Source organism: Thermaerobacillus caldiproteolyticus (genome assembly GCF_015326725.1).
GTDB lineage: Bacteria > Bacillota > Bacilli > Bacillales > Anoxybacillaceae > Thermaerobacillus > Thermaerobacillus caldiproteolyticus.
Genome location: NZ_CP064060.1, coordinates 1,942,781 through 1,969,084 on the forward strand (window position 1 = coordinate 1,942,781; position 26,304 = coordinate 1,969,084).

Annotated in this window: 30 protein-coding genes, 2 pseudogenes and 1 other annotated feature; of the genes and pseudogenes, 13 read left to right on the forward strand and 19 right to left on the reverse strand. The window is 40.3% G+C overall.

The window, feature by feature from the left end; genetic code table 11:
• Positions 1 to 341: 341 nt before the first annotated feature.
• Complete coding sequence (locus ISX45_RS09680) at positions 342 to 536, forward strand: hypothetical protein (protein WP_194518852.1); 195 nt, start codon at positions 342 to 344, stop codon at positions 534 to 536.
• Here ISX45_RS09680 and ISX45_RS09685 read toward each other — a convergent pair.
• Both ISX45_RS09685 and ISX45_RS09690 read right to left on the reverse strand, forming a co-directional pair.
• Complete coding sequence (locus ISX45_RS09685) at positions 531 to 770, reverse strand: DUF2552 family protein (RefSeq protein ID WP_181554292.1); 240 nt, start codon at positions 768 to 770, stop codon at positions 531 to 533. The genes ISX45_RS09680 and ISX45_RS09685 overlap by 6 nt on opposite strands.
• Complete coding sequence (locus ISX45_RS09690; protein WP_181554293.1) at positions 763 to 1,098, reverse strand: iron-sulfur cluster biosynthesis family protein; 336 nt, start codon at positions 1,096 to 1,098, stop codon at positions 763 to 765. The genes ISX45_RS09685 and ISX45_RS09690 overlap by 8 nt, the downstream gene beginning before the upstream one ends.
• A gap of 110 nt (positions 1,099 to 1,208) precedes the next feature.
• Between ISX45_RS09690 and ISX45_RS09695 the strand changes: the two genes are divergently transcribed.
• Positions 1,209 to 1,418 carry a CDGSH iron-sulfur domain-containing protein gene (locus ISX45_RS09695; RefSeq protein WP_194518853.1) on the forward strand — a complete coding sequence of 70 codons (210 nt, stop codon included), beginning with the start codon at positions 1,209 to 1,211 and terminating at the stop codon, positions 1,416 to 1,418.
• 3 nt (positions 1,419 to 1,421) lie between these two features.
• Complete coding sequence (locus ISX45_RS09700) at positions 1,422 to 1,625, forward strand: YqzH family protein (protein WP_228485529.1); 204 nt, start codon at positions 1,422 to 1,424, stop codon at positions 1,623 to 1,625.
• A 25-nt stretch (positions 1,626 to 1,650) separates the two neighbouring features.
• On the opposite strand, the gene ISX45_RS09705 is transcribed toward ISX45_RS09700, so the two are convergent.
• Together ISX45_RS09705 and ISX45_RS09710 are read right to left on the reverse strand one after the other, a co-directional pair.
• The gene (locus ISX45_RS09705; protein WP_309505598.1) at positions 1,651 to 2,445 is read right to left on the reverse strand and encodes an SDR family NAD(P)-dependent oxidoreductase; all 795 of its coding nucleotides are present in this window, start codon (positions 2,443 to 2,445) and stop codon (positions 1,651 to 1,653) included.
• A complete protein-coding gene (locus ISX45_RS09710) occupies positions 2,436 to 3,404 on the reverse strand; it encodes an MBL fold metallo-hydrolase (protein ID WP_181554297.1) in 969 nt (322 codons plus the stop codon). Before ISX45_RS09710 ends, ISX45_RS09705 begins: the two co-directional genes overlap by 10 nt.
• A gap of 188 nt (positions 3,405 to 3,592) precedes the next feature.
• Positions 3,593 to 3,822 (forward strand) — a binding site (T-box leader).
• Positions 3,823 to 3,870: 48 nt separating this feature from the next.
• Here ISX45_RS09710 and proI point away from each other — a divergent pair.
• From proI to namA, 3 genes are all read left to right on the forward strand, one after another.
• Positions 3,871 to 4,731 (forward strand): pyrroline-5-carboxylate reductase ProI, encoded by an 861-nt coding sequence (gene proI / locus ISX45_RS09715; RefSeq protein WP_194518854.1) that lies wholly within the window; start codon positions 3,871 to 3,873, stop codon positions 4,729 to 4,731.
• Positions 4,732 to 4,896: 165 nt separating this feature from the next.
• Positions 4,897 to 5,580: an alpha/beta hydrolase family protein gene (locus tag ISX45_RS09720; RefSeq protein ID WP_267240214.1), complete on the forward strand. Its 684-nt coding sequence runs from the start codon at positions 4,897 to 4,899 to the stop codon at positions 5,578 to 5,580.
• A gap of 175 nt (positions 5,581 to 5,755) precedes the next feature.
• On the forward strand, positions 5,756 to 6,772 hold the full coding sequence (namA, locus tag ISX45_RS09725; protein ID WP_194518856.1) for an NADPH dehydrogenase NamA: 1,017 nt from the start codon (positions 5,756 to 5,758) through the stop codon (positions 6,770 to 6,772).
• Between the two features lie 153 nt (positions 6,773 to 6,925).
• On the opposite strand, the gene rnz is transcribed toward namA, so the two are convergent.
• Positions 6,926 to 7,852 carry a ribonuclease Z gene (gene rnz / locus ISX45_RS09730; RefSeq protein WP_194518857.1) on the reverse strand — a complete coding sequence of 309 codons (927 nt, stop codon included), beginning with the start codon at positions 7,850 to 7,852 and terminating at the stop codon, positions 6,926 to 6,928.
• 174 nt (positions 7,853 to 8,026) lie between these two features.
• On the opposite strand from rnz, the gene zwf reads away from it, so the two are divergent.
• Entirely contained in the window at positions 8,027 to 9,505 is a 1,479-nt protein-coding gene (gene zwf, locus ISX45_RS09735; protein WP_233414460.1) for a glucose-6-phosphate dehydrogenase, read from the forward strand.
• Between the two features lie 22 nt (positions 9,506 to 9,527).
• A complete protein-coding gene (locus tag ISX45_RS09740) occupies positions 9,528 to 10,145 on the forward strand; it encodes a cyclase family protein (RefSeq protein WP_194518859.1) in 618 nt (205 codons plus the stop codon).
• A 107-nt stretch (positions 10,146 to 10,252) separates the two neighbouring features.
• On the opposite strand, the gene gndA is transcribed toward ISX45_RS09740, so the two are convergent.
• From gndA to ISX45_RS09765, 6 genes and pseudogenes are all read right to left on the reverse strand, one after another.
• A complete protein-coding gene (gene gndA, locus ISX45_RS09745) occupies positions 10,253 to 11,665 on the reverse strand; it encodes an NADP-dependent phosphogluconate dehydrogenase (protein ID WP_181554304.1) in 1,413 nt (470 codons plus the stop codon).
• A 344-nt stretch (positions 11,666 to 12,009) separates the two neighbouring features.
• Entirely contained in the window at positions 12,010 to 12,192 is a 183-nt protein-coding gene (locus tag ISX45_RS09750) for a hypothetical protein (protein WP_194518860.1), read from the reverse strand.
• A gap of 324 nt (positions 12,193 to 12,516) precedes the next feature.
• Positions 12,517 to 12,776, reverse strand: a pseudogene (gene hepT / locus ISX45_RS09755) (type VII toxin-antitoxin system HepT family RNase toxin).
• 46 nt (positions 12,777 to 12,822) lie between these two features.
• A complete protein-coding gene (locus tag ISX45_RS09760; protein WP_181554306.1) occupies positions 12,823 to 13,287 on the reverse strand; it encodes a chemotaxis protein CheW in 465 nt (154 codons plus the stop codon).
• A 544-nt stretch (positions 13,288 to 13,831) separates the two neighbouring features.
• Positions 13,832 to 14,660: pseudogene (locus ISX45_RS19625) on the reverse strand (metallophosphoesterase).
• Positions 14,661 to 14,711: 51 nt separating this feature from the next.
• Positions 14,712 to 15,272 (reverse strand): YkoP family protein, encoded by a 561-nt coding sequence (locus ISX45_RS09765; protein WP_181554845.1) that lies wholly within the window; start codon positions 15,270 to 15,272, stop codon positions 14,712 to 14,714.
• Between the two features lie 178 nt (positions 15,273 to 15,450).
• On the opposite strand from ISX45_RS09765, the gene ISX45_RS09770 reads away from it, so the two are divergent.
• Positions 15,451 to 16,557 carry an MGDG synthase family glycosyltransferase gene (locus ISX45_RS09770; RefSeq protein WP_194518861.1) on the forward strand — a complete coding sequence of 369 codons (1,107 nt, stop codon included), beginning with the start codon at positions 15,451 to 15,453 and terminating at the stop codon, positions 16,555 to 16,557.
• Positions 16,558 to 17,269: 712 nt separating this feature from the next.
• On the opposite strand, the gene ISX45_RS09775 is transcribed toward ISX45_RS09770, so the two are convergent.
• From ISX45_RS09775 to ISX45_RS09795, 6 genes are all read right to left on the reverse strand, one after another.
• The gene (locus ISX45_RS09775; RefSeq protein ID WP_194518862.1) at positions 17,270 to 18,751 is read right to left on the reverse strand and encodes an alkaline phosphatase family protein; all 1,482 of its coding nucleotides are present in this window, start codon (positions 18,749 to 18,751) and stop codon (positions 17,270 to 17,272) included.
• Between the two features lie 111 nt (positions 18,752 to 18,862).
• Complete coding sequence (locus ISX45_RS09780) at positions 18,863 to 19,096, reverse strand: DUF1657 domain-containing protein (RefSeq protein WP_194518863.1); 234 nt, start codon at positions 19,094 to 19,096, stop codon at positions 18,863 to 18,865.
• A gap of 150 nt (positions 19,097 to 19,246) precedes the next feature.
• Positions 19,247 to 19,441 carry a hypothetical protein gene (locus ISX45_RS09785; RefSeq protein WP_194518864.1) on the reverse strand — a complete coding sequence of 65 codons (195 nt, stop codon included), beginning with the start codon at positions 19,439 to 19,441 and terminating at the stop codon, positions 19,247 to 19,249.
• Between the two features lie 96 nt (positions 19,442 to 19,537).
• Positions 19,538 to 19,723, reverse strand: a complete 186-nt coding sequence (locus ISX45_RS20275) for a chemotaxis protein CheW (protein ID WP_407649621.1) — start codon at positions 19,721 to 19,723, stop codon at positions 19,538 to 19,540.
• Between the two features lie 86 nt (positions 19,724 to 19,809).
• Positions 19,810 to 19,944 carry a hypothetical protein gene (locus ISX45_RS20280; protein ID WP_407649623.1) on the reverse strand — a complete coding sequence of 45 codons (135 nt, stop codon included), beginning with the start codon at positions 19,942 to 19,944 and terminating at the stop codon, positions 19,810 to 19,812.
• 91 nt (positions 19,945 to 20,035) lie between these two features.
• Positions 20,036 to 21,154, reverse strand: a complete 1,119-nt coding sequence (locus ISX45_RS09795; RefSeq protein ID WP_194518865.1) for a tripeptidase T — start codon at positions 21,152 to 21,154, stop codon at positions 20,036 to 20,038.
• A gap of 189 nt (positions 21,155 to 21,343) precedes the next feature.
• Between ISX45_RS09795 and ISX45_RS09800 the strand changes: the two genes are divergently transcribed.
• The 3 genes from ISX45_RS09800 (at position 21,344) to ISX45_RS09810 (ending at position 23,573) form a co-directional block, all read left to right on the forward strand.
• Entirely contained in the window at positions 21,344 to 21,955 is a 612-nt protein-coding gene (locus tag ISX45_RS09800; RefSeq protein WP_194518866.1) for a transglutaminase-like domain-containing protein, read from the forward strand.
• 233 nt (positions 21,956 to 22,188) lie between these two features.
• The gene (locus tag ISX45_RS09805) at positions 22,189 to 22,596 is read left to right on the forward strand and encodes a GNAT family acetyltransferase (RefSeq protein WP_194518867.1); all 408 of its coding nucleotides are present in this window, start codon (positions 22,189 to 22,191) and stop codon (positions 22,594 to 22,596) included.
• A gap of 479 nt (positions 22,597 to 23,075) precedes the next feature.
• Positions 23,076 to 23,573: a GrpB family protein gene (locus ISX45_RS09810; RefSeq protein ID WP_194518868.1), complete on the forward strand. Its 498-nt coding sequence runs from the start codon at positions 23,076 to 23,078 to the stop codon at positions 23,571 to 23,573.
• A 416-nt stretch (positions 23,574 to 23,989) separates the two neighbouring features.
• On the opposite strand, the gene ISX45_RS09815 is transcribed toward ISX45_RS09810, so the two are convergent.
• Both ISX45_RS09815 and mce read right to left on the reverse strand, forming a co-directional pair.
• The gene (locus ISX45_RS09815) at positions 23,990 to 25,540 is read right to left on the reverse strand and encodes an acyl-CoA carboxylase subunit beta (protein WP_194518869.1); all 1,551 of its coding nucleotides are present in this window, start codon (positions 25,538 to 25,540) and stop codon (positions 23,990 to 23,992) included.
• Positions 25,540 to 25,962, reverse strand: coding sequence for a methylmalonyl-CoA epimerase (gene mce / locus ISX45_RS09820; protein WP_194518870.1), 423 nt, complete (start codon positions 25,960 to 25,962; stop codon positions 25,540 to 25,542). Before mce ends, ISX45_RS09815 begins: the two co-directional genes overlap by 1 nt.
• Positions 25,963 to 26,131: 169 nt before the next feature.
• Between mce and prli42 the strand changes: the two genes are divergently transcribed.
• Positions 26,132 to 26,227, forward strand: a complete 96-nt coding sequence (gene prli42, locus ISX45_RS09825) for a stressosome-associated protein Prli42 (protein WP_181554316.1) — start codon at positions 26,132 to 26,134, stop codon at positions 26,225 to 26,227.
• Positions 26,228 to 26,304: the final 77 nt, after the last annotated feature.

Here is a 26,304-nt window from a genome sequence, read left to right on the forward strand (position 1 = left end):
TTAAATATGAAAAAATGTTCTCATTCATTATTATAGTCAGAAAACTAAAAAAAAGAAACCAAGTTTTTAAACATTTTAATTAAATTTATTATCCTAAGAAAAGAAATTTTTAGATCGAAGCTTTAATACAAATCATTCAAAACAGTTTGTCTTGAGCGCGGACAGCAAATGGATGAACAGGAAGCGACAATTATGCGAACGATGCCTAACGTGAAAGAAGAATAAAATAACCAATTTTGAATTCGCTTACAAAAATTTAACAACATAATGTTCCGAATATACCGCAATTAATTATAACATAATTTTCAAACTCTTAGTATATAGTCAAGAGAAATGAGAGCATGATGCAAAGTCCAGCGGAAATTTTGCTTGAGCCGCCAAAGAAAGTATATGAGTGCGAGGAATATATGGAAGAACAGACCGTTCAAGTGTTTGCGCTGTACCTTAAAAAAGTAGATCAATCCAAGGAAGAGAGGAAATTTTTAATACCCTTATGTACAAAAACCGTAACCAAAATGGTTACGGTTTTATCATAGAATTTCCGTAATGTTTTTCATATTTTTTTCCATCCATTCAATCGCTTCATCAAGAGTAGCAAACTCTTTAGTTTCAAATGTCATCTCATCTTGCAAGAGCCATACATCTTTTGGCTCTTGGTATATGCCGGCAATCGACCAATGAAGCAAACTGTATGGATCGTTTCCGTACAAAAACGATACCCATGTTTTCTGTTTGGCAATATTGGCAACTTGTTTTAATTTATCACTCATTGCTTTCACTCATTTCTACTAACGACATGCGCGGATTGAGAATTTGGCTTGGGCTTTTTAACTGAAAGCATCCCGCTCCTTCAACGACATCGATCGTCATTTCATCGTCGAAAAATACGAGGCGCGATTTTTCAAGCAAAACCGGAACGTAATTCGTCTCAACGACAACATCGTCTGCATCGGCTTGCTTGACTAACCACAGCGCCGTCACCCCGCTGACAACGCATCCGCAACCATCTGTATCATACTTTAATTTTAACTGTTTATTCGTACTTGTTAAAATCGGTTTCAGTTTTTCGATTGCCTTATCTGTAAATGCAATGTTCACGTTGATGTCTACTCCCTTTTATTTCGTATTTTGTCATGGCTTATTGAATTTCACATACGCACCATTTATACTATCAAAAATGAATAAGTGAATAAAGGAGGACAATGTACATGGCGAAAGTACAAATTAAAGTCAATGACAACGGTTCATTTCGCGTGACAGGTGACGTTGAATTAATCGACGCAGAAGGCAATAAATTTGAAACAAAAGAAACATTTTCTTTATGCCGATGTGGTTTGTCACAAAACATGCCGTTCTGTGACGGCTTGCATAAAGGAAATTTTCAATCGGTCGTTCGCGCAAACCCATTACAACAGTAGGAAGTGGACCATTTGGACGAAAAATGGCTCAAAAAACTGATTCGTAACTGTTTTCTTCATTATGGTCATGACATCGAGACCTTTCCACTTACGAACTCGGAATGGTACGAATTCTGTCAGACTATTATGTTAGAAAAACAAAAACAGCCCAATCTAGATTTATATGAGATCGTTCACGATGTCGTTTATGATTATCTTACAAAATAAATCTCCTTGCCGTGCGCAAGGAGATTTATTTTTTGAAGAAGGCGTTTTTGCCAAGCCTTTCAACCAGTGTTGGAAACAGTTGGTACATTTTGCTGCCGAGATTCATCCAGATAGGCATATTCACTTCACGAGTCGGTGTCATCATTACTTCAACGACGCGTCGAGCCACATGTTCAGGAGAAAGCATCCATCTTTCGACGTTTTTGACATAATCTCCTGACGCATCAGCAATCGTAAAAAAGTTGGTTTGAATCGGCCCGGGATTTACAGTGGTAACAAACACTCCATGTTGTGCAGCTTCCATGCGCAGACTGTTCGTAAATCCAAGCACCGCATGTTTAGTAGCGGAATACACGCTTGACTTTGGTGTCGCGATTTTTCCCGCTTGTGAAGCGATGTTGATAATATGTCCGCTTCCTCGTTTGATCATATGCGGGTACACCATTTTCGTACACGCAATTAAACCGAACACATTGACTTCAAACATGTCTTTCATCTCTTGCAAATCAATTTCTTCCACGTTTCTAAACACGCCAAATCCAGCATTGTTCACTAACACATCGATCGTTTTAATATCGTTAAAAATTTGCTGAAACACCGTTTCCACCGCCGCCATATCGCTCACATCCAAGCAATAATAACGGCAAGAAACATGATATGCTGTTTCAATCTGTTTGGCCATATTTGCCAACTTTTCTTTGTTTCTCGCCACCAAAATCGGAATCGCTTTTTGCCGGGCAACCTCATACGCAATTTGCTCCCCGATTCCGCTGGACGCTCCGGTAATGACAATATGCTTCCCTTCTAGCCTCAATGCGATCCCTCCACCGCCTCGTATACATATTGGTTTTGGATTTTCTGTTTTATGACCGCCCCAACGTCCTCCAAATAATCAAGCTGTCCAATTGTTTCTGACATCGTTAACATAAATTCTTGTTCATAGGCGGTTGGAAAAAGTCGTTGGCATACTTGAAATGGGGTGAGCGGCTCTTGTTTTAGCATGTCTAACACATGTTCAGCGCGCTCTCGTTGCTTCGCCAGCCGTTTCTCAATGAGTGAATTCACATCTTGTACATCTTCCCCGTGGCCAGTCATTACCCTTGTAATCTCGTAATTGCGCATTTTGAGTAACGAAGCATTGTACTGTAATAATGGCTTCGGCCGCTCCGCTTCCCCTTCGAAAGGCGGTTCTAACATCGGATTGGGCGAAATATGCAGCAGCAAATGATCGCCACCAAGCATCAATCCGTCCGTTTCTCGATAAAACACAATATGACTTTGCGCATGGCCGGGCGTTTCAATTACTTTCCAATGCGTCAGTCCCGGAAGCGAATCTCCTTCTTTCACCGTTCCTGACAGCGAACGACGGCACGAATAGCGAAGAGAACGGCGCCAATTCGGAATCTCTTCCAAAAACGCACGCTCCACGCCACATTCAAGAAAAAATTGCTCAAAAAACCGCTGATGCTCATCAAAAAAGACAGGATCTTGCCGAATCCAGCGATCCGCTTTTTCATGACCAATCACAGGTACTCCCTCAGGCAAATAATCGAGCAATCCGACATGGTCAGGATGATGGTGCGTTACAATGACTTGATCAATATCGGACGGCTCATATCCGAGCTCATGCAATTGTTTCTTGAATGATTGCCACGCCTCTTCCGTTTTCACACCGGCATCGACAAGCGTCAAACTGTCTCCTTTAATGAGATACATGTTCACATTCCCGACCGAAAACGGTGTCGGGACAACGAAACGATAAATATCTTCATTTTCCATTTGTCGATTCTCCTTTTAGCATTATATCGTAATAACATTTTTTTCGATATGTATTTTACAGTTTACACCGATTTCTTTCATTTGTCATTTTTTTCGAATAATTCGTGAAAAATTAGCGAAAATCAAGAAACTTTCTATTGACAACACTACCTTTTTCAGTGCATAATTGCAAACAAACTAAAGATTGCAAATTGGCGATGAGTGGGACCAGTAAACCATGAATGGTATCAGAGAGTGAGACCCATAGGCTGGAAGGTTTCATTACCCTCTTGATGGTTGAACCTATCCCATGAGCTGTTAGGAAAACCTAAACGCGAAACCGGCGTTATCGGTCAAAGACGGGCTTTCGACGGTCAACTCATACCGTTAAAGCCAAAAAAGGTGGTACCGCGGAAATATAAGACCTTCCGTCCTTTTCTAGGACGAAAGGTCTTTTTTATTTGAACATGAACAAGGAGGAGTCACCATGAAAAAAGAAACGACGATCGCCTTTATTGGTGCCGGTTCAATGGCAGAAGCACTAATTGCGGGGATGACGAAAACATTGTACCGGCCTGAACAAATTATCGTGACGAATCGCTGTAATCAGGAACGACTTCGATACATGAAAGAGACATATGGGGTACAAATTGAAACAAATAAAGAAAAAGCACTAAAAGCAGCTGACATCATCATTTTGGCAATGAAACCAAAAGATGCGATGGAAGGGATTGTATCTATTGCCACTGACGTTTCTGAACATCATCTCGTTATTTCCGTGTTAGCGGGAGTATCTACAGATACGATCATGTCCCTTATCGGAAAAAAAGTCTCCATTGTTCGGGCGATGCCAAACACATCGGCAACGATCGGTCAATCGGCTACGGCACTGGCATTAGGGCGCTTTGCAAATGAAGAACATTTAGCAATCGCCGAAACACTTTTTCGTACCGTCGGCATCGTCACCGTCGTTTCCGAAGACGACCTGCATGCTGTCACCGGGCTTTCCGGAAGCGGACCTGCCTATGTGTACTATTTAGTCGAGGCGATGGAAAAAGCAGCAAATGAAATCGGGCTTGATCGTTCTATCGCTAAAGAGCTTATTTTACAAACGATCATCGGCGCGGCGCAAATGTTAAAAACAACGAATAAGCCCCCTTCCGTATTGCGCAAAGAAGTAACAAGCCCTGGGGGAACTACAGAAGCTGGCATTCAAGTATTGGAACAGTATCATTATCAAGAAGCCGTCATTGCCTGCATTAAGCGTGCAACCGAACGATCGGCGGAATTAGGAAAAGCGCTTGTTCCGACAGCGATCAACCACACCAGCGCTTCCTCATCACGCTAAAACAAACAACGCCGATGGATTGTTAATTATCTTTCATTTTCAAATCAACAACATTTCGATGCTGATGGAAGGAAGTGAACAAAAACGATAGAGCGCGTTTGTTTCCTCAACTCAAGAAATCAAACATTAGTCGGTCATTTTTATCGATCCTCTTCCACTTCCATCATTGTCATGGCGCACGGGTTTACCTCAGATAAAAATTCAAATGGAAGATTTAACATATTAGCTAACGCGTTTACCAAAGCTGGATTTTCTGTACTCACCTTTGATTTTAGCGGTTGTGGCGAAAGCGATGACGACCGCTTAACATTGGAAAAAGAAGTGGATGATTTAAAAAGTGCCATTCAATTTGTCAAATCAAGAGGCTATCAAACAATCGGTCTTTATGGCCATAGTCTTGGTAGTCTCATCTGTTTAAAAAGCTATACATCTGACATCAAAACAATGGTGTTATCCGGAGCGTTAACGAACGCAATGAAATATGATTGGGAGCAGTACTTTACGAAAGAACAAATGAAGGAACTGAAAGAAAAAGGATATATCACGATACAAAGAACAGGAACATGGAGACATACTATCGTTGTTGACAAGCAAATGTTGAGGGATTTCGAAGACATTCGCCAGCCTGAATTACTGCAACGTGTGACGTGCCCTGTTCTCATCATCCACGGAAATAGTAAAAAGGATGAAGAAGAATTACTTCTTTTAGAAAGATCGCAACAAGGGATGCAATATTTGTCTAAAGATTCTCGATTAAAAGTGATCGACGGAGCAACACATAGTTTTTTAGAACATTTAGAGATCTTGAAAGACTTGTCCACTAGATGGTACGTCAACCATATGTCGTAATGCCCCTACACTTGATTCACTGAAAAAAGATTTATCAAACCGCTTAAAATCCCTTTCGATTGAAAGATCAGCTTTTACAGTGAGCGAACTCATCAATAGTGCAAATTGTTTTTCTTTTCCAATTAGACGTGTTATCATTCAAACTGAAAAACCGATATACATTGGAGGGAAAACAATGGAAACCTTGCTCTTTTCACCGTACACAATACGAGGAGTCACATTAAAAAACCGGATTGTCATGTCACCGATGTGTATGTACTCTTGCGAAACTGAAGATGGTAAAGTAGGAAATTGGCATAAAATTCATTATCCTACGCGCGCAGTCGGCCAAGTTGGATTAATCGTCGTCGAAGCAACGGCCGTCACCGCCCAAGGAAGAATCTCATCGCGCGATTTAGGGATTTGGAGCGATGAACATATTAGCGGTTTTCAAGAATTAGTATCTCTCATGAAAGAGCATGGAGCTAAAACCGCGATTCAACTCGCTCACGCCGGTCGAAAAGCTGAGGTCACTGGGGAGATTCTCGCTCCTTCGGCGATTGCCTTTAACGAAAGAATGCGCATACCAAAAGAAATGACAAAATCAGACATCGAAGAAACGATTCAAGCGTTCCAAAACGGCGCACGCCGCGCAAAAGAAGCGGGATTTGATATCATCGAAATCCACGCTGCGCACGGTTATTTAATTAACGAATTTTTATCTCCGCTAACGAACCAGCGACAAGATGAATATGGCGGCACTGCTGAAAACCGCTATCGCTTTTTAAGCGAAGTCATTGACGCGGTACGCGAAGTATGGGATGGTCCTCTCTTTGTTCGCGTATCGGCTTCCGATTATCATCCAGAAGGATTAACGGTAAAAGACTATGTTGAGTACGCAAAACGGATGAAAGTGCAAGGCGTAGACTTAATCGACGTTAGCTCAGGTGCTGTGGTCCCGGCAAAAATCAACGTCTATCCGGGCTATCAAGTTCCGTTTGCGGAAGCTATTCGCCATGGCGCTGACATCGCCACAGGTGCGGTCGGTCTCATTACTTCTGGATTGCAAGCAGAAGAGATCCTTCGCAACGAGCGTGCTGATTTAATCTTTATCGGACGCGAATTGTTGCGCAACCCGTACTGGCCACGCACTGCTGCAAAAGAGCTCGGAGTCGAGATTAAAGCACCTGTACAATATGAACGCGGATGGTAATGAAAAAAAGCGGGGGCGTCTATCCTCGAACGCACACTGAAGGATCTGGGAACAGACGAACAAAGTCCGCAGTAAAACTGAAGTATTGTGAGAGGATAGCTGCCTAGCTAGACCGTATCTTTATTGAAAAAAGCTGCCGAACAATCGGCAGCTCTATTTTTTTCGAGGTACGGAAAACGAAGCAAAATCGCGTGCCAGTTCTACGTTTGGAAAAATTGCTTTCGCTTCATTGAGCAATTCATCGCACATCGCTCCTTGATAACGCGAGCTAATATGCGTCAAAATCAATTTTTTCGCTCCGGCACGCTTCGCCACTTCTGCCGCTTGGACTGTCGTGGAATGATAGTAGTCGTACGCTAACTCTCCATCCCTTGCGCCAAACGTCGCCTCATGAATGAGAACATCCGCTTCTTGTGCTAGTCCAATACTCGCTTCGCAATAACGCGTATCGCCCAGAATAGTGACAATTCTCCCCTTTTGCGGCGGACCAACGAAGTCACGTCCATCGATTACCGTTCCATCATCAAGCTCCACCGTCTTACCGAGCTTAATTTGTTGGTAAATTGGTCCAGGACGAATGCCTAGTTGCTGTAGCTTGTCAACCAGAAGCGTACCCGGCAAATCTTTTTCGACGACGCGAAATCCATACGAAGGCATCCCGTGATCCAATCGCTTAGCAATGACCATAAACCGCTCGTCTTCAAAAATAACTCCTTCATCGATTTCCACCACATGCAATTCATATTTTATGTGCGTTGAACTCACCGTTAACGCTGTTTCGATGAACGATTGAATTCCTTTTGGGCCATAGACCACTAGCGGCGTATCTCCCCCTTGAAACGAGCGGCTTCCAAGCAAACCAGGCAATCCAAAAATATGATCTCCATGAAGATGAGTAATAAAAATGTTTTCAATTCGTCTCGGACGAATCGATGTATGCAGAATTTGATGTTGTGTCGCTTCTCCACAGTCAAATAGCCACGTTGCTCCTCGCTCCTCAAGCAGTTGCAACGCAATCGCTGACACGTTTCGCTCTTTTGCCGGCACCCCTGCGCCCGTTCCTAAAAACAACAATTCCAACGCGTCCACTCCTTATCCGTTTTTTCTGTTGTTAGCGTACCAATGTTTATAGAACAATTTCAACATCCTTTTGCAATTTAGTGCTAAAATGTTTGCGTTCAGCATCAGAAATCTCTACAATTAAATACTTGAAGAGATAAATTTAGCTGAAGCGAGGTACATATCGTGAACAACATGAATCCGAAGTCATTGATCGTTATCTTTGGCGCTACCGGAGATTTAGCGAAACGCAAGCTATTTCCTTCCATTTATCGACTATACGAAAAAGGAAAATTGTCTGAAGAGTTTGCGGTTGTCGGAGTAGCACGTCGCCCGCTATCCCATGATGAGTTTCGGAATTATGTCCAACAATCGGTCGAAGATTCTACCAAGCAGGAATTGAGCGACCAACACTTTGTTTCTCATTTTTATTATCATCCTTTTGACGTGACAGACACCGCTTCTTATCAAGAATTAAAAGCATTGCTTGAACGTTTAGACAAGACATACAACATCCCTGGTAATCGCATTTTCTACTTAGCGATGGCACCAGAATTTTTCGGGACGATTACCTCCCGTTTAAAATCGGAAGGACTAACCGCAACAAACGGTTGGAAACGTCTTGTCATCGAAAAACCGTTCGGTCATGATTTAAAAAGTGCACAACAGCTCAACACAGAAATTCGTCAAGCGTTTTCCGAAAGCGAGATTTTCCGTATCGACCACTATCTCGGCAAAGAAATGGTGCAAAACATCGAAGTTATTCGCTTTGCCAATGCGATTTTCGAACCGCTGTGGAACAACCGGTTCATTTCAAATATCCAAATTACATCAAGCGAAACACTCGGAGTCGAAGATCGAGGACGCTACTATGACCATTCAGGAGCGCTGCGCGATATGGTACAAAACCATATGCTGCAAATGGTGGCACTTCTTGCGATGGAACCGCCAATTAAATTGACGACTGACGACATTCGCAGCGAAAAAGTGAAAGTGCTTCGCGCGCTTCGTCCGATTTCTCATGATGAAGTCGATCAATATTTTGTGCGCGGTCAATATGGAAGAGGAATTGTAAAAGGAAATGAAGTGATCAGCTATCGCGAAGAAAATAATGTCGATCCAAATTCGAACACAGAAACGTTCGTCGCCGGGAAACTGATGATCGACAATTTCCGCTGGGCCGGTGTGCCATTTTACATTCGTACCGGCAAACGAATGACGGAAAAGTCAACGAAAATTGTCGTCCAATTTAAGGATGTACCGATGAATTTGTATTATCGGACAAGCGAGACCATTCAGCCAAACTTGCTCGTCATCCACATTCAACCGGACGAAGGCATCACGCTTCATTTAAACGGGAAAAAAAGCGGCGAAAATATGAAAGCATCACCTATCAAGCTCGACTACTGCAACAACTGCATCGACGGCATCAACACTCCGGAAGCGTATGAAAAACTATTGTACGATTGCATGCGCGGCGATGCAACGAATTTCACGCATTGGGATGAAGTCGCAGCTTCTTGGAGCTTTGTCGACCCGATTTCCGAAGTATGGGAAAACACAAAAGCTGTCGACTTCCCGAACTATGAAGCCGGCTCGATGGGGCCAAAAGCGGCTGACGAACTGTTGCATAAAGACGGCTTCCATTGGTGGCCAATCCACTATCATGAGTAAAAGGCGAAAGGGGTAAGCGAAAATGAAACTATATGATGTAACCGCGCCGATTTTTGAAGGAATGCCAGTATATAAAAACAAGCCGGAAAAACAACCGAAATTAGCCACTGTTACTAATGACTATGTAACAGAATCCCGCATCGATATGGACGTACATACAGGAACGCATATCGATGCCCCTCTTCATATGGTAAAAGGCGGGGAAACATTTGAAACAATTCCTCTTGAAAATCTTGTCGGCGCATGCAAAGTGTTCGATCTCACTCATGTAAACGATAAAATTACGAAAGAAAACATCGCTAACCTTGATATTCAAGAACAAGATTTTGTGTTATTCAAAACGAAAAACTCCCTTGAAGATGCGTTCAATTTCGAGTTCATTTATGTTGCCGAAGATGCGGCGCGGTATCTTGCTGAGAAAAAGGTGCGCGGTGTCGGCATTGACGCATTAGGCGTGGAACGAAATCAACCGGGACATCCAACCCATAAAACATTGTTCGCAGCCAACGTCATCGTTATCGAAGGATTACGTCTCAAAGACGTTCCAGAAGGGCAATACTTCATGGTGGCAGCTCCGTTAAAACTCGTTGGCACGGACGCTGCTCCAGCGCGAGTGTTGTTGTTGGAGAATGTGCAGTAAGATGCTCATTGCCATCCTATCTATCTTTTATTCTGTTTTCGTAAGACGAATTAAATTCTTATAAACAAAAAGTCCCCTTATTGCATAGTGCAATAAGGGGACTTTCATTATTTCTCCAACCACTCCGTATGGAAGATGCCCTCTTTATCGACGCGTTCATAGGTGTGCGCACCGAAGTAGTCGCGCTGCGCCTGAATTAAATTCGCCGGCAATGTTTCCATCCGGTAGCTGTCGTAATAAGCAAGAGCGCTTGAAAACGCCGGAACTGGAATGCCGCGCGTTACCGCAATGGCGACAATTTCGCGCAACGCTTCTTGATAGTTTTCGACAATGTCTTTGAAGTAAGGGTCTAACAATAAATTCGGAAGCTCTGGATCGCGGTCGTACGCTTCTTTAATTTTTTGTAAAAATTGCGCGCGGATGATGCAACCGCCGCGGAAAATCATCGCGATATTGCCGTATTGTAAGTTCCAGTTATACTCATCAGAAGCAGCTTTCATTTGTGCAAATCCTTGGGCATACGAACAAATCTTACTCATATAAAGCGCACGTCTCACCGCTTCAATAAAGTGCGCACGATCGCCTTCAAACGGCTTCACTCGCGGACCAGAAAGAAGTTGGCTTGCCTTGACACGTTCTTCTTTCATCGCCGAAATAAAGCGCGCAAATACCGATTCTGTAATAATTGGTAGCGGTACCCCTAAATCAAGCGCATTTTGGCTTGTCCATTTTCCTGTTCCTTTTTGACCAGCTTTATCTAAAATGACATCGACAAGCGGTTTTCCTGTTTCCTCATCGATTTTTGTAAAAATATCGGCCGTAATTTCAATTAAATAGCTATTGAGTTCTCCTTGATTCCAATCAGCAAAAATTTCATGAAGCTCTTGTGCTCCTAAACCAAGCACATGTTTTAACAAGAAATACGCCTCAGCGATTAACTGCATATCTCCGTATTCAATACCATTATGCACCATTTTCACATAATGGCCCGCACCATCCGGACCGATGTACGTTGTGCAAGGCTCGCCATCCACTTTTGCTGCAATCGCTTCAAAAATCGGACGTACTAACTCATGCGCTTCTTTTTGACCGCCAGGCATGATGGACGGACCCTTTAATGCGCCTTCTTCACCGCCGGAAACGCCCGTACCGATAAAGTGAATGCCTAGCTCCGCTAATTCTTTATTACGGCGCTGTGTATCTTTGAAATACGTATTTCCACCGTCAATTAAAATATCACCTTTTTCCAAATACGGTTTCAGCTGTTCAATCGTCGCATCCGTCGGCGCTCCTGCTTTTACCATTAATAAAATTTTCCGCGGCTTCTCAAGTGCATTGACAAACTCTTCAATGCTGTATGTACCGACAATATTTTTTCCTTCCGCTTCTTTTAAAAATTCATCTGTCTTTTCAGGCGAACGGTTATACACCGCAACGGAATACCCTCTGCTTTCAATATTTAACGCGAGGTTTTTTCCCATGACAGCTAACCCAATCACGCCAATTTGTTGTTTTGCCATTATCAAACGTCCCTTTCTATACTTTGATATTTTGTTTGTTCATGAAAGAACATACCATAGTACATTTGAGAATATCAAGTGCTGTGATCGCATTTTGTCAAAGTTAGGCTAATACTGGACATTGCTGAACTCATTCTTGGAAAATCGACGATCTAGTGTGAAAATGCCCTCTCTTGTTCGAATGAGCTGCTACCTCATCATCATCATGATGTCGTTTCTCTTCGCTCATGGCAACTCGTTGATATATCAAGAAGCGCCAAAGTAAAAAAGAGTCCCGAAACAGGACTCTTTCGCCTTAAAAATCTCCTCTTGTACTCACCACGTCATGCCCCCTAATATGCTTATCAATATTCTCTATAATGACCATATGGGTAGTGCGGATAATGCGGATAGTGTGGATAGTGCGGATAATGATGGTGATATGGATAATGCGGATAATGTGGATAATGATGATGATATGGGTAGTGATGGTGAGACGGATAATAACCTCCATAGCCTGGATATGTTCCGTATTGTTGTCTCTCCATTTTTTATTCCTCCCTCTGATTTAAAAACATATTTTTTAGGCAGATGCTGTGCCGCCTTTTTAAAGCGCCACATATGATGGTGAAGAGATTTGCATTGGGGTAAGAAAAATGACTTTAAAAATTTCTCATCTCCCCCTCTGATTCCCTTTCCGCTATCTAGGATATGTATTTTATTTTTAAATGTATAGGCGAAATCACTAAATGTAAAAAGCCTATTACATTTCTTATAATTAATGTTTATTCGTTATCATTTTTACGAAAGTAGAGACGTGTGAATCACTGGATATGCAGCTCCTTATTGTCGTTCGTGAATCAATTTAACCTTCACTCTTGGAAATCATCTAAATGCTTTTCCATTATCATTCGAACAAGATCCAAATTGATCGTTTGATAATCATGAACGGCAATATTGCAAAAACCGGCCATTGCCTTCATCTTTACCATAACGAATTCCGTGATGATATTATTTTTGTCAAGCAATTCAAACGAATCACGGCTTGTTTGCGGAATGCCCATTTTTCCACAACAATGTGCATCGTTATATCAATGCTTGCCTCACACGCTCATTGTATATTCAAAATAATCGAATCTTGTTTCTAAATTCTTCGGATTCCAAGAAAAAAACCACCTTTACTGGTGGTTTTGCATGTGCTCTTTAATCGTTTTTGCGCCTTCTAAACTTTCGAAAAGTTGGTTCGGGTCAATGAGTGTGATCAGCCGTTCTGGAAGACTTGCGACTCCGATAAAATACGATGTTTGTCGGTAAGCGAGCATATTCACTTGTTTGATCGATTCTGGCGAGATGTCGATAATTTCTTTCGCGTCATCCACGATTAAAGCAACGGAAATGTCTTCGGTAACGACGACAATTAATCTCGTTTTTTCTGTTTCTACATATGGACGGCGGTACAAAATTTTCATTGTATCTAATACAGGAACTAATTCCCCGCGAATCCTCACTACTCCAACCATGTAATCAGGCATCTGCGGAATAACCGTCGGTGAGCTCATTTTTTCTATGGAAATAACGTTTTCAACGGGAACCGCATATTGTTCATTATCGACTTGGAACACGACTACTTTACTGACTTCCATTCACCGCACCTCCTTCATGCAAACTACATTTAATAATTGAACACTCCCGCCACTTACTTCTATGAAGCGAAGATAACCAGGCGATCTCTGCCGTTCCAGCAGTTGAGTTAGCTTCTGCTAACTACCGAAGTCTTGAAGGATATTTTTGCTTGCGTTCACATCTCGGTTATGACCTGTCTCGTACGATGGGGATATCTACTTTCTTAATTTTAAATCTTTCATCTCTTTATGTCGATACCCGCAACAAGAATAAAGCTGACTACTTGGGAAGGCCTTTCCTGCCTTCACCACCGTTCAAGATATAATTCATTGAGAAAGTTTCTCTCTCCCATAGTGGTGGACAATGTATTCAATTGGTTCCTCGTCCACTCCGCAACTCCCGCTGTTCGCTTTTACTCTATGCCATTCTTCCGCCAGAATATCAGGGCCATAGCTTTTATCGTATAAGACATGAAATCGACGAGTTGGACTTTTACCAACTAGCAGATAACGTCTTAGCAGGCACACGCGATAAAAAATAAAGCTCCATTTAGGAGCTTTTCGCTTAAATCACTTGTTTTTTCTGTTTAGAAATAGATGTAAGTGACAGTGCATGAATGGTAATCTCAGGTGTACTTCCAGCACGAATATTTACATCTGTCTGTCCTAGCCCTTCACTATGTAAAATGGCTTCCCGTCTGTTTCGTGGTAACCATTGTATTCAAACACACTAGTTTGCCCATCTTTACAAAATCATATAGCTTCGGCCAATGAATTTGTCCACCATGAAAATGACTGGACATAGATAGTCAAAATGATGGTCTTTCATATGAAGAACAATGTTCGGACCATGAGTTAAAACAAGGTTTAAACCGTTTTTTACCTTTCCATATGCCTTTTGCAAATCGCTTCGTTTTGTACTGAAACCACCCACACCGATGATAGTAACCGTTTCCCTCTTAATATGATGAATCGTTTATGTTTTGTTTCGAAGGGGGATACATCCATATTTCTCAAGCGTCTCCTTTAACATTTGGAAGTTCTTTTTTCTAAGCATATAATCATGATTTTCCAATACCGCATACACTCCATAGACAGGTTACAACTTTTAGAAAACTTCTGAATAAGGAACAAATTTTAGAATACTTCTCTTTCGCTCAAGAACATCTCCTGTTAAGGCAATTAAATCGATTTTCTCATCCTGTAATTTGTCATATAAATATTGAGGTGAAATCGTAGGTTTTCTGAATGGCGGTCGGATAAATGGAGAATATGAATAAAACATGATGGGCAACGGTTAATCTATGTACAACCGCCTCATGCGTATTGCGGTTTGCCTTATAAATAAAAAAATAATCATAGATGAAAGAATCATAACAAATAAAAATATATATCTCCTCCCTTTTGACAATTATAGTAAACGGGAAGAGAGATGAAAGCGGGAATTACTGATCAGATTGGCAACCGTATAATTTGATCAATTTATCTTTTGACATAAACAAATATTTTGGCGGTCTCCTGAAGCCGTCTAAACGGAATTGAGAAATAAGATACATAGGAGCAAACGTCATTTGTTTATACCATCTATAAAAAGAATTAATAATGAAAAATGTTTCAAATCCCAAACGCTCGCAACCTTTATTTAAAATCGTAATTCCTACAATCCCCTTAATATTGGCAAATTGTTCATGACGTTGTAAATATTCTGTAAGGTTCGGTAACCCTTTTTTTACCTGTTCGTAGATGAGTCTCCCCTTCTTAATTTCACTATCCAAATGAATAAGTTCTTTAATTAAACGAACGTTATGCAAATGAATTTTTAAAAGAAGATCATTTTTTTTGATCTCCGTACCGTCAGAAAGCACTATGTCCCTTCCTTTATACTTCATCAGCCGAACCCGAAAAATATCTCGATTTTTTGTTTTGTCCTCAACGTATTCAAGCCGTGAACAAAAATAATAAATCGGATCTAACATACCCCAAATGGTAAGAAAACATTGTCTCATCTTTACCATTACAACATCCTTCTCCTTTTCTTCCTTTCATCAACATTTAAAGTGTTTAGCACTAAAGTCCGTTTTATTAATAGAAAAAAAAGGATTTAGTTCATTCGTATAACCATTCAAAAACAACAAACACTTTTAAATAACTATATATAATATATTTAGGTTTTAGGTGAGCATTATGAAGAGAGTTCTTTTTCTTCCATTACTACAAATCCCATCAGGTCATCACCAAACTGCTGATGCCTTAAAAGAGGGGTTACTTTTGCTTGACCCGCATATACAATGTGAAAAAATTGAATTATTATCATCGAAATTCGGAAAAGTGGAATCTTTTATTTCCAAATTTTATCTACAATGGATCGACCGATTTCCAAAAACATACAGCCTATTGTACCGTCAATCGGTGTTTCGCGAATTAGGTAAAACCAAAAAGTTTCCCCAATATGAGGTTCTTTTTCTTAATCATTTGAAAAAGGTGATTTCCAAAACAAATCCGAATGTCATTATATGCACTCATGCCCTTCCTTCCTATTTGCTGAGCAAGTTGAAAGCAGGCGGAGAATTAAAGATACCGGTCATTAATGTATATACAGACTACTTTATTCATGACCTTTGGGGAATTGAGGAGATTGACTATCATCTTGTTGGGCATCCGCATATGAAGGAATTTTTACGGGAAAAAGGGGTTCATGAAAGCCGCATTTTCGTAACTGGTATTCCCATTCATCCGAAAATAACGAAAAACATAAATAAATATCGATACACCAAACGATTGTACTGTGGCTTAATCTCCGGAGGGAGCTTAGGAGCTGGGGCTTTGGCAAAACTAATCGAAAAAATCTCACTAGATGACCGAATTGATTATTACGTACTATGTGGTAAAAATAGACGTATATATGAACAATTGATCAATATGAATCATCCCAAAATTACACCTTTTCCTTACATCTCTTCAAGAGAAGAGATGAACGATTTGTACAATCAAGTTGATTTCATTATTACAAAACCAGGCGGAGTTACAGTTAGTGAATGCTTATTTAAAAAGATACCAATTTTTGTTTACCATGCTCTTCCCGGCCAGGAAGAAATCAATCTTCAGCAATTAAAAGAATGGGGAATGATTTTTGATTTTCAACATTGGAATAAAACAGAAAACATCTCAGAACAGCTAATTCGCACCCTACATTCTGAGCATTTATCCAATTATTTTACAAAACTTGATGAGTACCACAAAAACCTGTCTCCAGTAGCACCAGCAAAACTTATTTATCATTTAGTCAAGTAAGATAAAAAGTTGCAGGAAGTTGTGTAAAATTGAAGCGTTCGGAAAAAAAGCAACTACGATTCAATAAACATTTGTCAAGTATTTCACGTTCCAACATAGCTTTTTACATCCTCGCAAAAGCAATAAACCAATAATGGATGTGTTCGTTTGTCTTGGTGAAAAAATTTTTTACAAAAAGGTGAGAAGCTAATAGGCACAGCAGCATCTCACCCTTTTTCATCCCAAGATCATCTGACATTTTCGCAGCGGCATGATTTCACTTTAGTCATATAACTGATTTAACGAGGGAGTGCATTTCTCCCGCCATCTTACTTAAAGATCGTCATGATAAAAAATCTTTTTGCAAAATTGCAGACGATATGAAAGTATCCTCTCTTTTCTGTGGTTATAGCTCATAATGCTTGGTATATTGCTGGTATAGGAGCAGGACATAACTTATCCATCCCTTCGTCCAAGAGTAAGGCTAGACTATAGCCATTTAGCAGAAACCATCGCAAAAACGCTAAATTCCTCCGATCATTTGCCGTTAAAAGCAACACTACTTTACCAGTGAAAGGAAACATCTTTAATGGTGAACTCTCACCTCTTAATTGGCTAACACAAATTTGAAGTAGGAGACTTCTTTCGAAATTACGTTAAAAATAACACTCTGGTTTTAATCCAGGTGTTATTTTATGGATAATTGCGAATGTAATTGTATTGTCCATGTACATCAATCAAGAAGCGTTAAAATCCAATCTTTTAAATCAATCATGCGTAAATGTTTTGGCGACGAATCAGTACCCGTTACAATCATCGGCACTAGTGAATCTTGTTTGTGAAGCGCTCCGTGGCTTGCTCCCCCTACATGAGTCGGGGAACCTTCACCGATAAATTCAAACCCTGGTTTGGCACTTACAACAAGATAATTCCCTTCATGAGAAGTTAGTGAGCTGTATAATCGGGCCAATGCATCCGGATATTCATCATAAAAAATCTTATTGTTCTTTACCGTAAGATTCAAAATTCCTACATCTCCTTCTATATCCCACGATTGTTCATATTCATCGACCCATGTTCCATTCGGTTTAAAAATGATCTTTCCCTGTTGAACCCCAGATATGACGTGAACAGATTCTTTTTCCATCCAAGCAATTACATCAACCCTGTCATCCTTTTGTAACGTTTTCGCGATATCCGGAAGTGCCGCACGTTCAGGATTTAATGTATAAATAAAGGCCATGCGTTCATTAACACCAAGCACAATTTCGTCGCCATCTTTAACCCCATCTTTTAATGTCATTATTTGATAAGAACGAAGGGATTGTCTTAAATCAATTAAAGCTTTGTTCCGGTCAGAATCAATGGGAGCTTGAGCGTTATCTCCCATTATAATCCAATAATTGTCTTTTAAAGCTTCCTCCCAAGAATCATAACAATCTAAAATGCTTTGCAGCTGCCTGTCTACTTTGCGGATTCCTTTTATAGTCATCGGACCATTTTTATGGACGATTTTGTCCATATCAGGAAAATAAACAATGGTAAAAGAAGGTAGAGAATCCGTTTCAATAAGGTGTTTTAACTCTTGGGCAGAAAATCGATCATTAAATCCACACCTTTGCCAGAAATACCCATTTCGTTTCAAAGGACTGAGTTTAGAAAAGGATCCGTATGTAAATAGCTGGCTCCCTTTTGTCTTCAGCTCATGATTCAATGATGTAAAAAGTGTCAGTATCCTTGGCAATTTTAGAGAATGCTCTGTATTTCCACGATAAATGAGAGCATTAATGGAAGCGGTTCCTTTTCCTCTCATAGACATTTCTTCATGGATGGTTTTAATTTCTTTGCTTAAATGATGATTGTTCATATGATATACAATGTCCTTGATTGATCGGATGATGCCAAGCTTGATAAGTTCTCTTATGTGGCTTCCGTAATTAATTAGCCGCTTTTCTGCATCATGAAACCATACTAACCCAGGAATTTTATGAATATTAGCATGCGTACCCGTTAGCAGCGAACTGTCTACAGTTACAGACATAGTCGGAAAAGGGCTCACGATGTTCGGAAAAACCTTTCCATTTTCTATAAAAAATTTGAATGCAGGAGCGTATCCCTCTTTTACTGCCTTTTCCAGAGGCGGATACATTAAAGAATCAATCATCAGCATTATTACGCGTTTCTTGTTCGCATATGTTGACACAATTTGACCCATCCTTTACCCATTGTTGTTTGTATCATTTATATTAACCAATCGGTAAAGGAAACAAACAATAATGATCATTAATAATACCCGCCACTTAAGTTGGCGGGTATTATTAGTTCGTTACTGCTGTTGCTTTTGTTGTTGTTGCTGACTTTGACTATACTGTGGTTCCTCTTGCTGAATTTGTTGTAAACGTTGATTTACCGTGTCAACAAGTTGTTGCGCTTGCTGTGCAGCTTGCTGGTAAGCTTGTTTTGCTTGTTGATTCTCTGTCTGTAAAGCAAAGGTTTCAAAACTTGCTTGAGCGCTTTTTAAACCGGCTAATGCCTGCTGAACTTGATTGATAACGGTCATCCCAAAATTCCTCCTTAAATGATGTTGGAATGTAGGGTACATCATTTAAGTTGGTCCTAATTTTTTTAATCATTATATGTAAAAATTAACATATTAGAAAAACCATTGATATTCCATATAATACCTTTTACTTTCTTTAAATTCCTGTTCTCATGCCAAAACTTGCCTTGCATATTGCTGAAAATCACCTAAATGCTTTTCAATAATCATTTGCATGGTCTTCACTAATCCTCTTACGCAACGTTCAATTGTGCTCATTTCATTGGGAATCATGTCACTAATCATAAACTGTTCCCTTTTCCTAATTTGTTCGAGAATGACATTGTGTTCTTCGTTTAATTTCACATATTCTTTCTAACAACTTCATCTGCATATCATCCTATAAAGAAAACCACCTTTATCGGTGGCTTTGAATGTGTTCTTTAATCGCTTTTACACTCTCTAAACTCTCGGTTCAACTAATGTAATTAAGCGCTCAGGAAGGCTGGCAACTCCAATGAAATACGGCGTTTGACGATAAGCCAACATATTTCCTTGTTTAATCGACTTGGAAGGTATATCAATAATCTCTTTTGCATCATCGACAATTAAGGCAACAGAAAGATCTTCGGTAATAACAACGATCATTCGCGTTTTGTCATTTTCTTAAAATGGTCGATTGTACAATATTTTCAGTGTATCCAAAACCGGCACTCATTCACCGCGAATACGCACTACTTCGACCATATAATCAGGCATTTGCAGAATGACGGGCGGTAGCTCATTTTCTCAATGGAAATCACATTTTCAACCGGAATGCCGTATTGTTCATTAGCAGTTTGGCAAACAACCACTTTATTTAGTGTCATCTTCCATTGCTCCTCGTCTACTATCACATAATTTTCTTATTATGCAGAAAAAAGAGCATCCAAAAACAGGATGCTCTTTGTGAACGTTCTTTTATTTCGCGACTTCTTCCACAATCGCAACGACCATTTCCGCCACTTTGACGAGTTCTTCAATTGGCATGCGTTCGTTTGTTGTATGAATTTCTTCGTAACCAACCGCTAAGTTAACCGTCGGAATGCCAAATCCGGCAATAACGTTCGCATCGCTGCCGCCACCGCTGTGAAGCAGTTCGCACGGACGTCCAATTTTTGCAGCCGCGCGTTTTGCGATTTCCACAACGTGGTCTCCGTCAGCAAACTTAAAGCCCGGATACATCACTTGAACGTCTACTTCGGCGCGTCCGCCCATGTCCTTGGCAACAGTTTCAAATGCTTCTTTCATTTTTGCTACTTGTGCTTCCATTTTTTCCGGAACTAACGAACGAGCTTCCGCTAAAATATCGACACGGTCGCAAACGATGTTGGTTTGCGTGCCGCCTTCAAAGCGACCGATGTTCGCTGTTGTTTCTTCATCAATACGGCCAAGCGGCATTTGCGCAATCGCTTTAGCGGCAATCGTAATCGCGGAAACCCCTTTTTCCGGTGCCACGCCGGCATGGGCCGTTTTCCCGTGAATAACAGCTTTAATTTTTGCCTGCGTTGGCGCTGCAACGACGATATTACCAACTTTGCCGTCGCTGTCTAACGCATAGCCGAATTTCGCTTTAATAAGAGATGGGTCTAATGCTTTCGCCCCAACAAGTCCAGATTCCTCGCCAACTGTAATAATAAATTGAATCGTGCCGTGCGCGATATTTTGCTCTTTTAACACGCGAATCGCTTCCAGCATCGCCGCCAAGCCCGCTTTATCATCAGCGCCTAAAATGGTTGTTCCATCCGTCACGACATATCCGTCTTTAATGGAAGGCTTTACGCCTTTACCAGGTACAACGGTATCCATGTGCGAAGTAAAATAAATCGGATCGACTCCTTCTTTTGTCGCTTCTAACGTACAAATTAGGTTGCCAGCGCCATGACCGGTTTGCGCTGTCGTATCATCCTCGATGACGTGCAAGCCAAGCGCCTCGAACTTTTGCTTCAATACTTTGGCAATCTCGCCCTCGTATTTCGTTTCCGAATCGATTTGCACAAGTTCTAAAAATTCGTCCACTAAGCGTTGTTCGTTAATCATTTATGTCTTTCCTCCCACTTATGTACTCACTTAAAAGTATAACCGATTTTGTCAATGATTGCGAAAGATTGTTTTTAAAAAAGGATCGGTTGACATAACGAAAAATTAGCATAGTCGAAGTTATTTTGTGTATTTTTATTTAAATTTCTGTATAATTATTTAAAACATACTTACCAAGGAGGAATTCTAATGGAACTAATTCCTGAGTCAGCTAATTTAACAGACTATCTGGAAGAACTAGAAGTTGTTGATTTTTCCCATCCTTTCATTCAGGAAAAAATTCATGAATTGTTTCATGACGAGCAGTCAGAAATAGAAAAGGTAAAACTAGCGTTTGAATTTGTAAGAGATAAGATTTCACACTCATGGGATATACAAAGTACAAGAGTGACCTGTAAAGCTTCTGAGGTTCTTAAGTATAAAGAAGGAATTTGCTATGCAAAAGCGAATCTATTAGCCGCTTTATTACGATCCCAAGGAATCCCAACTGGTTTTTGTTATCAACGGCTCATGATCTTCGATACCCCTGACAAGGGTTATTGCCTTCATGCATTAAATGGCGTTTTTCTTCAATCATTAAATCGGTGGATTCGTTTAGATGCTCGCGGAAACAAGCCAGGAGTACAGGCGGAATTTTCTATTGATAAAGAAATATTGGCATTTCCAATCCAAGAAGAGTTTGATGAAAAAGATTTCCCCATCATTTATACGAAACCGAACCGAAAAACGATGGCAGTTTTAAAGGAACATACAAATGCGTTACAAATGTATAAATATTATTTACCAGAAAATTTAGAGTAAAAAAAGCCAAGATAAAAGGAACTAGTTTCATCAAATGATCAACATCCATTTCGGTATTGTTTATAACGAGATTAAAATAACTAAAAAGCTTGATTTTAATGAATTTGCTATTTATGCATAATAAGGCGATTTTTAAAGAACATGGGGTGCTTTCATGTAAAAAACAATATTTTTATAATATCGCTGTCAAAATGTTGTTTATTTGCGCAAAAAAGTGAAGCCGGAGATGTTTTATGAAATATCGTGACTTTACATTGGACGATTTCGATTCGGTAATCGATCTATGGAAAAGAGCGGGTTTAATCTTATCGCGTTCTGATACAATTGAAGGGCTTGAGAAAAAATTAAAAAGAGATTCCGAATTATTTTTTGTCGCAGAGGAAGATGGGCGAATCATAGGCGCCGTAATGGGGTGTTACGATGGTAGAAGAGGATGGATCAATCATTTAGCTGTGGACCCGGAATATCAAGGGCGAAATATAGGGCAGGCAATCATAAAGGAACTTGAAAAGCGGTTTAAAAAACTCGGATGTGAGAAAGTAAATCTATTGATCGAGAAAAATAATTGTAAAGTTCAAGGGTTTTACGAAAACATGGGTTTTAAAACGGATGAATTGATATTTATGGAAAAGTGGATTTAGCTATCTTTCGTCAAAAAATTTTTATTGTGCTAACGAAGGCGATATCTCAATAGAGCGTTGTCTTTTTGTCTGATTGAATAAGGAGGCTAATGGCTAAAGGGAAATATGTTGCAGCTGATGCGCTTACTAAGTGAAACATTATAGATACTTCTAGAAGTTACAAAACCGAACGCTTAGCACTCCCGTAACATTTTTGTTAAGATATTTTTTGTAATGAAAAACATAATTGTATACCGCTTGTTTTAAGTTGTGTAAGTAAAAGTTAATCTCAGATGAAAAAGTGTTTTGTTACATCAACTTTATGAGCGCCTTTTTATTTAGTAGTAATGTAGAAAGAGGAACCAAATAAAGAGCACACTGCATTGAAACAAACAGAAGTAAAAATGGAACGCGAATCGTTATTATAGATATTCATGTTTAATTTTCTTGTTGTACTAACGGGCAGGCTTCTTCAATGATAATATTGTATGGAGGGGAACATGGAGCAGGTTCATTTTTTTGACCAAAGTAACTTCCACGAACAAGCAGAAAAAACATTTTTATTACACAAAGCAAAGATTAAAAGTCTTTTGCCAGAAGCAGATGTTCAACACGTTGGAAGTACAGCAATTCCTAAAAGCCTTACAAAAGGCGATCTAGATATCCAAGTTCGTGTAACTCAAGACCTTTTTTTGATGGCTGTTCAAAAACTGTCAACCTTATATTCTGTGAATGAAGGAAGTATAAAAACTGAATATTTTAGAGCATTCAAAGATGATTTAACAGTTCCACCTTTAGGAGTTCAATTAACAGTGATTGGTTCAGAGTTAGATTTATTTTGGAAATTTCGCGATGTTCTGTTATTAAACGATACGTATAGAGTGGAATACGACCAATTAAAAAAGAAGTACGAAGGAAAAAGTATGGATGAATATAGGAATGCTAAAAACAAGTTTTTTGAAAGGTTGATGGAAACCCCAGAATTAAAAAAGTTATGAGATGCTATAATGAAATTAGTTATTCTACTAACGAGTGGGAATAGTTAAATTTCAACAATTTCTTTGTTATTGTTTTCCGAACTATTGAGGGATTAACTCAGAAATTAAACAGCTATTTTTAACGCCGTTCGGATCATCGAACAGTGTTATGCGCGTTTGCAGTTTGAATTTTAAACGACTTTTTGGTTCATGGCCAATATCTATCACTGGAAATACGGAAAATCTATGCCAAGTAAAAAATGAACGACAACAAAATTCAAATGCCAATATAATGATCTAATGATCATTAAAAAATGCCTTTTGCTCAAAATAGCATTCATAAGGAAATTGTAGTTATTAAGATAAACACAAGCCAAGAAAAAATCGTCGCCACTGATCACCGTGACGGCGATTTCTATTGTTCGACGAAGAAATCATTACAACGGAATATTTCCATGCTTTTTCTTTGGACGTTCTTCGTATTTGTTGCGAAGCATCTCTAACGCTTGAATGAGCTTGATTCTTGTTTCACGCGGGTCAATGACGTCATCGACCATGCCGTATTTTGCTGCGACGTATGGATTCGCAAATTTTTCGCGATATTCTTCGATTTTTTGCGCCCGTGTTTCTTCCGGATTTGAGCTATTTTCGATTTCACTTGCAAAAATAATATTTGCCGCTCCTTGAGGTCCCATGACGGCAACTTCCGCATTCGGCCATGCATAGACGACATCAGCACCAATCGACTTGCTGTTGAGGGCGACATAAGCTCCGCCATAGGCTTTCCGTAAAATGACTGTTATTTTCGGCACGGTCGCTTCGGAATACGCGTATAAAATTTTCGCTCCGTGGCGAATGATGCCACCATGTTCTTGTTTGACGCCTGGAAAAAAGCCGGTCACGTCTTCGAACGTAATGATCGGAATGTTAAACGAGTCGCAGAAACGAATAAACCGGGCCGCTTTATCGGATGAATCAATGTCAAGGCCGCCCGCCATAAACTTCGGCTGGTTGCAAACAAGCCCTACCACTTCTCCTTTGATTCGCGCAAATCCAACGACAATATTTTTCGCAAAACCTTTTTGCACTTCCATAAACGAATCTTCATCTACCACTTGCAAAATGACGTTCCGTACATCATACGGGCGCACTGCATCGATCGGAATCACATCCGCTAAATCCGATCGGTAATCATCGCCATCAGGAATCGGACCGAACGGCGGTTTTTCTTGATTGTTTTGCGGCAAATAACTTAACAACTGCCGGACCTGGGCAAGCACTTCTTCCTCGGTCGCTCCTGAAAAGTGAGCGTTACCGCTAATCGTATTATGCACTCGCGCCCCTCCTAAATCTTCTGCACTAATTTTTTCTCCTGTCACCGTTTCGATCACTTTTGGACCTGTAATAAACATTTGACTCGTCTTTTCGACCATGAATACAAAATCGGTAATCGCCGGCGAATACACAGCTCCGCCTGCACACGGCCCCATAATGACAGAAATTTGCGGAATCACTCCGGAATAGATCGAATTTCGATAGAAAATATGGCCATATCCGTCTAACGAAAGAACGCCTTCTTGAATGCGCGCTCCCCCCGAATCGTTTAAACCGATGACGGGGGCTCCTGTTTTCGCCGCCAAATCCATAATATTCACAATTTTTTTGGCATGCATTTCGCCTAGCGCTCCGCCAAACACCGTAAAATCTTGGGAAAATAAAAAGATTATCCGCCCATTGACTTTGCCATATCCGGTAACAACGCCATCTCCCGGCCCTTTTTTCCCCTCTAAGCCAAAATCGGTACAGCGATGTTCGATAAACGGGTTCAGCTCAACAAACGTTCCTTCATCGACGAGCAATTCAATCCGTTCGCGAGCAGTTAATTTTCCCTTCGCATGTTGCTTTTCGATTTTTTCATCTCCACCGCCCAACTCAATTTCGCGGCGTCGGTCATATAACTCGTTAATTTTATCATACATGTCTACCATTATTCGCGCACCTCCGCATCCGTTTTCTCACAAAGCTCATAGAGAACGCCGCCGGTTGATTTCGGATGCATAAACGCAACAAGCGCACCGCCTGCACCGATTTTCGGCACATCTTGAATCATGCGAATCCCTTTTTCTTTCAATTCATCAATACGCCCTTGAATGTCATCAACGCCTAATGCCACATGATGAATGCCTTCGCCACGCTTTTCAATAAAAGCGGCTACCGCGCTATCAGGTGCTGTCGGCTCGAGCAATTCTAACTTTGCATCGCCAATTTTTAAAAATGCGACTTTTACTTTTTCCGACTCGACTTCCTCGATGCCAAGCAATGTTAAATTTAATATATCTACATAAAATGGCAGCGCTTTCTCAATTGATTTCACTGCAATGCCGATATGGTCAACATTTTTCACTTCCATCACCCTATCCCCTTTGCTGTATAATATCGTGAACATATGTATGTTTCGCTATTTCGACAAAAAATCCTGCTGACCGCCTACAATGATGGACGAATTTTTCGCTTGTCCCTCCTCATAAATAACGGTACAATGATAAACAGGAATATTCGGTTGATAGGGAGGAAGCGTGATGTCCCGCAAAAAAACACAAAAACTAGTTGTTTATTTAATGCTTGGTTCGATGTTAATTACAACGCTTTTAACTGGCATCAGCATGTGGTTTTGATAAAAAGGGCGACCTTCGTTTTTGCGAAGTCGCCCTTTTGTTATTTGTTAAATAAAGTATAACGTTTCGAAACTGTC